The sequence below is a fragment of the Staphylococcus sp. MSU001 genome (assembly GCF_052976705.1).
The window spans coordinates 49651-57730 of record NZ_JBRIKK010000018.1; the positions used below are offsets into that span (position 1 = coordinate 49651).

Annotated in this window: 8 protein-coding genes; 3 read left to right on the forward strand and 5 right to left on the reverse strand. The window is 31.7% G+C overall.

Features of this window, described 5'->3' with window-relative positions; all coding sequences use genetic code 11:
* The first annotated feature begins 335 nt into the window (after positions 1-335).
* Positions 336-1460: an FAD-dependent monooxygenase gene (locus tag ACVBFA_RS09310; protein ID WP_046044435.1), complete on the forward strand. Its 1125-nt coding sequence runs from the start codon at positions 336-338 to the stop codon at positions 1458-1460.
* Between the two features lie 140 nt (positions 1461-1600).
* Here the strand turns inward: ACVBFA_RS09310 and ACVBFA_RS09315 are convergent, their stop codons facing one another.
* The 5 genes from ACVBFA_RS09315 to ACVBFA_RS09335 form a co-directional block, all read right to left on the reverse strand.
* Positions 1601-2554 carry a 2-hydroxyacid dehydrogenase family protein gene (locus ACVBFA_RS09315; protein WP_046044434.1) on the reverse strand — a complete coding sequence of 318 codons (954 nt, stop codon included), beginning with the start codon at positions 2552-2554 and terminating at the stop codon, positions 1601-1603.
* Between the two features lie 77 nt (positions 2555-2631).
* On the reverse strand, positions 2632-2949 hold the full coding sequence (locus tag ACVBFA_RS09320; RefSeq protein ID WP_002447282.1) for a DMT family transporter: 318 nt from the start codon (positions 2947-2949) through the stop codon (positions 2632-2634).
* Between the two features lie 5 nt (positions 2950-2954).
* Positions 2955-3281, reverse strand: a complete 327-nt coding sequence (locus ACVBFA_RS09325; RefSeq protein ID WP_001830041.1) for a DMT family transporter — start codon at positions 3279-3281, stop codon at positions 2955-2957.
* Positions 3282-3433: 152 nt separating this feature from the next.
* Positions 3434-3907 (reverse strand): CHAP domain-containing protein, encoded by a 474-nt coding sequence (locus tag ACVBFA_RS09330; RefSeq protein WP_046044433.1) that lies wholly within the window; start codon positions 3905-3907, stop codon positions 3434-3436.
* 321 nt (positions 3908-4228) lie between these two features.
* On the reverse strand, positions 4229-4723 hold the full coding sequence (locus tag ACVBFA_RS09335; RefSeq protein ID WP_002457976.1) for a DUF4870 domain-containing protein: 495 nt from the start codon (positions 4721-4723) through the stop codon (positions 4229-4231).
* Positions 4724-5102: 379 nt separating this feature from the next.
* On the opposite strand from ACVBFA_RS09335, the gene ACVBFA_RS09340 reads away from it, so the two are divergent.
* A complete protein-coding gene (locus ACVBFA_RS09340) occupies positions 5103-6173 on the forward strand; it encodes an NAD/NADP-dependent octopine/nopaline dehydrogenase family protein (protein WP_046044432.1) in 1071 nt (356 codons plus the stop codon).
* Between the two features lie 64 nt (positions 6174-6237).
* The gene (gene nhaC, locus ACVBFA_RS09345) at positions 6238-7635 is read left to right on the forward strand and encodes a Na+/H+ antiporter NhaC (protein WP_447158813.1); all 1398 of its coding nucleotides are present in this window, start codon (positions 6238-6240) and stop codon (positions 7633-7635) included.
* Positions 7636-8080: the final 445 nt, after the last annotated feature.

Here is an 8080-nt window from a genome sequence, read left to right on the forward strand (position 1 = left end):
CTATTTGGGCAATTTATATATGAAAAGCTTCAAACAGAATAGTTTTAACTTTGCCAATGATTAGCTATATGATAAAAAACTTGGGACAATAAAAGATGTCTCAGGTTTTTTAGCTTTAAAAGAATATTCGGAAGCATATATCCATGTAGAATATTTAAATATTTTTTTCAATAGAGTGAAAATTTAAATTGAGCATTAACGATAGAACGAATAGATATATTCATTATTTTTAACAAGAGAATTGTATTAATTGACAATTAAAATAGAAGGGTTTGCTTTTCAACATGTGTGTGTGTGCTAAAATAATAAAGAATGATAAATTTGAGGTGTAAAACATGAAAATAGCAATAGTAGGCGCAGGTATAGGTGGTTTAACTGCTGCTGCGTTATTAGAAGAACAAGGTCATCAAGTTAAAGTGTTTGAAAAAAATAATTCTATAAACGAATTGAGCGCTGGTATTGGGATAGGAGATAATGTTTTAAAAAAATTAGGGCATCATGACCTTGCTAAAGGCATTAAAAATGCTGGTCAAAATCTTACTGCAATGAATATTTATGATGAGCAAGGCACCCCATTAATGAGCGCTAAGTTGAAGACTCATTCCCTAAATGTCGCATTATCTAGACAAACTTTAATTGAAATCATACAGTCATATGTCAAAGAATCATCTATTCACACAGGCTTTAAAGTTACTAAAATTGAACAAACGAGTTGTAAGGTTACCCTACATTTTATCAAACAGGAAAGTGAATCATTTGATTTGTGTATTGGTGCTGATGGGATACATTCTGTAGTAAGAGAGTCTGTAGGTGCGCGAACTAAAATTCGTTACAATGGTTACACATGTTTTAGAGGAATGGTTGAAGATGTACAATTTAATGACCAACATGTTGCGAATGAATATTGGGGTGTTAAAGGGCGAGTAGGTATAGTCCCATTAATTAATCAACGTGCTTATTGGTTTATTTCTGTTCATGCTAAAGAAGGAGATCCAAAATATCAATCTTTTGGAAAACCCCATCTTCAAGCATATTTTAATCACTTTCCAGATGAAGTGAGAAAAGTGTTAGAAAAGCAAAGTGAAACAGGTATATTACTTCATGACATATATGATTTAAAACCGCTGAAGACATTCGTTTATGGACGTACTATTTTAATGGGCGATGCTGCGCATGCCACTACGCCTAATATGGGACAAGGTGCTAGTCAAGCTATGGAAGATGCAATTGTATTAGTTAATTGTTTAGAAAAATATGATTTTAATAAAGCGATTGAGCGTTACGATAAACTTAGAGTTAAACATACCGCAAAAGTGATTAGACGTTCGAAAAAGATAGGTAAAATGGCTCAAAAGCATCATAAATTAACTGTTAAACTTAGAAATACCGCGATGAAATTGATACCAAATGCTTTGGCATCAGCTCAAACAAAATTTTTATACAAATCCAAAGAAAAGTAATATATGATGACATATATTGTTAAATGATAAAGTTAAATATTAAAAATGCAGTAATTTTAATAAATAAAGAGCTATGAAGATAGAGACTCAACTCAATATCTTCATAGCTCTTTTTGTGTTTATGTTGTTGAATGCATCAGTTAATTGACAATAAACTGAGGTTCGTCACCATTTAATTTTTTTATTGTATCATTCGCAACAATTTTAGCCATCATATCTCTAGCTTCAAATGTTGCATTACCAATGTGAGGTGTAAGCACAACGTTTTTAAATGATTTTAATGCATCGGTAATTTCTGGCTCAAATTCATATACATCCAATGCAGCACCTTCAATAGCTTTATTATCAAGTGCTTCAACTAAAGCATGTTCATTTACTATTGGACCACGTCCTGCATTAATTAGATAGGCAGTAGATTTCATTTTCTTAAATTGTTCAGTATCAATCATATGATGCAGTGATGGATTATATGCCGCATTGATTGTAATAAAATCTGCATTTTTAAGTAAAGTATCTAAATCTACATATTTCGCACCGATATCTCGCTCTTTTTCCTCTTTACGATGAGGACCAGTGTAAAGTACATCCATATCAAATGCACGTGCGCGTTTAGCCACTGCACCTCCAATTTCACCTAAACCTATAATACCAATAGTTTTTCCTGATACCTCTCTACCTCGGAAGAATAAGGGTGCCCAACCATCAAAACCTGTTGTTCTGGATAAATGATCTCCTTCTACAATTCTACGCGCTACTGATAAAATTAAGCCGATTGTTAAATCAGCAGTAGCATTTGTCGAAGCGTGTGGTGTATTTGTAACATCTATATTTTGTTGTCTTGCATATTCGACATCAATATTATTAAAACCTGCACCATAATTCGCTATAATTTTAAGGTTATTAGCACTATCAATAATATCTTTATCAACAGAAGTTGATAGTAAACTTACTAATGCATCTGCATGTTCTACCCCTTTTTTTAAGGTTTCTTTATCAATAAGCCCCTCGCCATCATACATGTCTACCTCAAAATGTTCTTTCAATAAGTTAAGTCCCACTTCAGGTATTGCGCCTGCAATATAAACTTTTGTCATAACCATCACTCCTTCTTTTATGAATAGTATAGTAAAATAAGAAAGCGCAAACAATCATTAAACCTTAATGATTGATATTAATAACTTATTAAACGTAATCCAACAACTGAAATGATGATTAATAAAATACATAAAATTCTACTTATACGTGTAGACTCTCCATAAAAAATCATTCCAATCAATGTACCACCAGCTGTACCAATTCCTGTCCATATAGCGTAGGCAGTCCCCATAGGAATAGATACCATTGCAAATTTTAACGTACTAAAGCTTAATATAAATGCTAATCCTAAAAAAATGACATAAATTTTATTCTTTGTACGTGATAGCTCGTTTAAAAGAACAACACCCAAAATTTCAAAACTTCCGGCTATCATTAGAAATAACCAAGCCATACTTTTTATCTCCCTTCTTTCGTTGCATCAGTTGTAAGTTTTAATCCTATTATTCCTAAAATAAGGGTCATTATTAAAAATATTTTAGTGAAAGTAAATGGTTGGTTGAAGAAAATCATATCAACTAACACTGTACCAACAGCACCGATTCCAACAAAAAATGCATATACTGTACCAACTGGTAAGTGCTTCGAAGCATCAATGACTAGAAAAAAGCTTAAAGCAATAAAAAAGAGGGTGAATATCCATGTAAACAATGAATGCGCTTGATCAAGTCCGGTGACCCAGATGATTTCAATAAAACCGGCTAATATAACTTTAAGCCATTGCATTCTTTTATTCCTCCTATTAAAGTAATAGAACCATTTTCTCAAATTAGTAACTTCGAGGCAATGGCTTCTCACAAACATTCCTATTAAATAAAAAATCCAATCTATTCTTACATAAGAATAGATTGGAGCAATTTTATTAGTTTAAATACTGATTAGTTTAGGTGGATGTAATTATATGAACTTGCTTCATTGGCAGAGATTGTTCGTGTGCTTATAGCGAATGGACCACCATCATAGTTCATTTCTGATACAGTAATTGAACCATCATTATTGACACTTTCAACGAAAGCAACGTGTCCGAAAGCACCTTCAGATGATTGCATAATTGCACCTTCTTCAGGTGTATTATTTACAGTGAATCCTGCTGCTTGAGCTGCAGTTGCCCAGCTATTTGCATTCCCCCATGTTGATCCGATTTTTCCACCAGTTTTATCGTAAACATACCAAGTACATTGGCCAGAAGTATATAAATTTCCTGATTTAGAAAATGATACATCAGTTGTACTATAGTTATATGTACTTTGTTGTTGATTATTATTTTCAGCCGCATCTGCATGTGTTGTGTGACCTAGGAATGCTATACCAAGTCCAGCTACCAATGTCGAGATTGTTTTGATTTTTTTCATAATATTTAACGCCTCCAAAAATTGTATTATTTATTAGATGTACTGCAAATTGATTTAAAAAGTTATTAACATGTTTACTCATTCATGTGTACATGTAGTTGTTCTTAACAACACTGAATACTTTAACAGATTTAATTGAAAATATGGGGATTGTTACTTATTCGTAAACAAAATAAAAAAACCTTGATTATCTATGTAATAAAAGATAACCAAGATTACGAACTCAATTTATATTGTTAATGTGCTTCAAATCAAGATTTGAAGGGTCATAATGTAAATAATTTCAAGTGTTTTATTACAATGATTCTGTAATAATGTAACTTATTTTATAAACGGTATCGTGAGTGGGATAGTGTAAGTTTTGCCAGACATATATTTTACGCAAGCAATAATTGTACACACAAATGACATTATTAACAATGCCAATAAGATGAAGACTACCACCAGCAGCAAAATTAATAATAAGATGGCTAAACTTTCACTTATATTCATTAAAGGAACAATCATAAACATACATATCACGCCTACTGTTGAATAGATAGTATAAGAAATAAAATAGTTCAGATACGTTTTCCCAGATACATCAACAAGTCGAGACTCTTTACGTTTGAGTAACCAAATAATCAAAGGACCAATGATACCAGTAAATAAACTTAATAAATAAATTAACATTGCCATTAAACGATTATCTTGACTTTCCTCATTTTGAATAGTTGATTGGTGGTGTATTGTATTGTCATTCGATAAATTGTCTGTTGAAGCTTGATTAGACACATTCTTAGATTCTAATTCATTGTAATTCGTTTCTTTGTCCATAATAGGTTTTGCCTCCATTTGTAAAAAATTTACTTAATATAACTATAATTGTATCAATAATTAATTATTTATTAAATGTTAAATTTGGTCTTTATATCGATTGACGAAGTAGTTTGAAATATAGATAATTTGGTTATATAGTACTGTTGTTATTAATAAAATTTTAAGCGTTATATATAATAGTAAAGTAAACGATAAAATTTCATATTATAATGCAGTTCTAGTACATATTTTAATCATTACATACATGTGGAGAGGCACATCGTTCAATCAGATTATGTTTGAATTGAGAACCACTCCTTTTTTATGGTAAGAATACAAAATATTATAGTGACTTATTGTAGTATAATCATAAAAATTAGTGAAAAGAGGTAAAAAAATGAAAATAGCTATTGTAGGTTCAGGTAATGGTGCAGTAACTGCTGCAGTGGATATGGTAGATAAAGGGCATGATGTACGATTATATTGTCGTAATGAATCTATTAGTAAATTTGATGCGGCCCTAGAAAAAGGTGGTTTTGATTTTAATAATGAGGGAGAAGAGAAGTTTGTAGAGTTTACTGATATTAGTGATGATATGGAGTACGTTTTAGATGGTGCAGACATCGTCCAAGTTATTATTCCTTCATCATTCATTGAATATTATGCTAAAGTGATGTCAAAATTTGTGACGAACGACCATCTCATTTTCTTTAACATTGCTGCTTCAATGGGCTCAATACGATTTATGAATGTATTAGAAGATCGTCATATTGATGTACATCCACATTTTGCAGAAGCAAATACATTAACATATGGTACACGTGTTGATTTTAACAATGCTAAAGTAGATTTATCTTTAAATGTTCGCCGTGTGTTCTTTTCAACATTTGATCGTAGTGAGTTAAATGAAAGTTATGAAAAGGTATCTAAAATTTACGATTATCTTGTGAAAGAAGAAAGTTTACTTAAAACGAATCTTGAAAATGGTAACCCAGAAGTACATCCTGGACCAACATTATTGAACGTTGGACGTATTGATTACTCAGATGAGTTTTCTTTATATAAAGAAGGCATAACAAAGCATACTGTGAGATTATTACATGCTATTGAGATAGAACGTTTAAATTTAGGGAGAAAATTAGGTTTTGAATTATCGACTGCCAAAGAATCAAGGATTCAAAGAGGTTATTTGGAACGTAAAGATGAGGATGAACCGTTAAATCGTCTTTTTAATACTAGCCCTGTGTTTTCTCAAATTCCAGGACCGAATCATGTTGAAAATCGTTATTTAACTGAAGATATTGCATATGGATTAGTACTATGGTCTAGTTTAGGACGTGTCATTGATGTCCCGACACCTAATATCGATGCTGTTATTATGATAGCTTCAACAATTCTTGAACGCGATTTCTTTGAAGAAGGCCTCACTATCGAGGAATTAGGCTTAGATAAATTAGGATTAGAGTAATGTTTAGCAATTAAAATTTAAGAAAAGAGGTTTTGTTTCAAATCATACTGAAGGGAGCAAAAGTATGACTCAAAAGTATAGATATCCTACATTTTTAGAATCTATTTCAACTATTTTAGTTATGGTTGTCGTTGTGGTAATCGGTTTTGTTTTCTTTGATGTTCCGATACAAGTACTATTATTAATTTCTTCAGCTTATGCAGCATTGATTGCACATAGAGTGGGGTTAAAATGGAAGGATTTAGAAGAAGGGATTACTCATCGATTGAGCACGGCGATGCCAGCCCTCTTTATTATTTTAGCTGTTGGAATCATTGTAGGAAGTTGGATGTATTCTGGAACAGTTCCAGCGTTAATTTACTATGGACTTAAATTTTTAAACCCAAGTTATTTATTAGTATCTGCATTTATAATCAGTGCAATGACTTCAATTGCTACAGGAACAGCTTGGGGATCAGCATCAACAGCAGGCATTGCACTCATATCAATTGCTAATCAATTAGGTGTGCCAGCAGGTATGGCTGCTGGTGCCATTATTGCAGGGGCTGTTTTTGGTGATAAAATGTCTCCATTATCTGATACTACAAATTTGGCAGCTCTCGTAACTAAAGTTAATATTTTTGCTCATATTAAATCGATGATGTGGACAACAATCCCTGCATCTATAATAGGGTTGGCTATATGGTTTATTGTTGGATTACAATTTAAGGGAGATGCAAATACAAAACAAATTCAAAATCTATTAAAAGAATTATCAACAATTTATAACTTGAATTTTTGGGTGTGGATCCCACTTATTATCATCATTTTATGTTTAATATTTAGAATCTCTACAGTACCGTCAATGCTTATCTCTAGTATTAGTGCATTGGTTATTGGAACATTTAATCATCAATTTAATATGAAAGATGGTTTTAAAGCTTGTTTTGATGGATTTAATCATACGATGCTACACCAGTCTCATATTTCAGATAATGCCAAAACGTTGATAGAGCAGGGTGGTATAATGAGCATGACTCAAATCATTGTAACTATATTTTGTGGTTATGCTTTTGCTGGTATTGTTGAAAAGGCAGGTTGTTTAGACGTAATTTTAGAGACAATAGCTAAAGGAGTAAAGTCAGTTGGAACACTAGTATTAATAACTGTAGTTTGTAGTATTATGCTAGTATTTGCAGCAGGAGTTGCTTCAATAGTTATTATTATGGTAGGCGTACTTATGAAAGATATGTTCGAAAAGATGAATGTCTCAAAGGCAGTGTTATCGCGTACACTTGAAGATTCAAGTACAATGGTATTGCCACTCATTCCATGGGGCACATCTGGTATATATTATGCACAACAACTTAATGTTTCAGTTGATCAGTTCTTTATATGGGCAATCCCATGTTACTTATGTGCCTTCATTGCAATAATTTATGGCTTTACAGGTATAGGAATTAAAAAAATAAGTAGAAAATAAGTTTAAATATTATCGTAAGTGGAATGTAAATAATAGTTGAAACATTAACTTACGATATGAATTGTAGCTATAGTATCATAAGTCGTTTCAAGTTTGTTAATATCCTTTATGTACATATCATGTATTTGTCTTGTAGCGAAATAAATGCATGACAGTACACGACGAATTCTTTTGACACTATTTTTGAAATGGCATAATTATTGAGAAAACTACCACAACAATTGAATTTGTTAAAAGTTGTAATTGAGGTTAAAGCGTTTATTAATACGTTTTAATCTCAATTTTTTAATATCTATAATCATAGAGTGTTGATGTATTACTTTAATTTTATATAAAGACAATGGCTCTACACTGTATAAGTTGGTAAAATACTGCTAAAAAATACCTGAGACATTGATTATCATTGTCTCAGGTATTTGACTATGTTATACAAGTTTTATATATG